Origin of the sequence: Polaromonas sp. CT11-55, assembly GCF_047303325.1 — a bacterium.
Classification (GTDB): Bacteria; Pseudomonadota; Gammaproteobacteria; order Burkholderiales; family Burkholderiaceae_C; genus Polaromonas.
Genome location: NZ_JBKBEX010000063.1, coordinates 1 through 427 on the forward strand (window position 1 = coordinate 1; position 427 = coordinate 427).

At 62.3% G+C, this 427-nt stretch carries 1 protein-coding gene; it reads right to left on the reverse strand.

The genetic code is table 11. The annotated features are described in order from the left end of the window. Window positions 1-120: 120 nt before the first annotated feature. On the reverse strand, window positions 121-427 hold a 307-nt coding region (locus tag ACEN8I_RS24125), incomplete at its 5' end, for a DUF58 domain-containing protein (RefSeq protein WP_413331192.1).

Genomic DNA, 427 nt, shown 5'->3' on the forward strand with positions numbered 1-427 from the left:
TCGCCTTTTCTTTGCCTACTTTCTTTTGGCGAAGCAAAAGAAAGTAGGTCGCCCGCCGGGGCGAGACCCGGCCAGCAAGCCTAAGCAGAGAATCCACCCGTCGGGCAGACAAAAAAACCATCAACATACCGCCAGCGCCTCCAGGCACAAGCGCTTGTGTGCCTCCCCACTGCCGGGCTTGACCTCCAGAGAGGGCAAACGCAAACCATAGTCCAGCGACAGCTTGTCAGCCAAGAGAACCCACGCACACAGCCGTGACAGCTTCTGTTCGGTGCCGGCCGAGCCGGCCTGGGCGAAGTCCAGCCAGAGTTCGTGCCGCTGGGCCTGCTGGGTGTCGCGTACCACCAGGGCGTTGCCCTGGCCGTCGTCTTTGGCGGCTTTTTTCCAGACCACGAGTTTCATCGGGTCGCCGCGGCGGTAGCCGCGC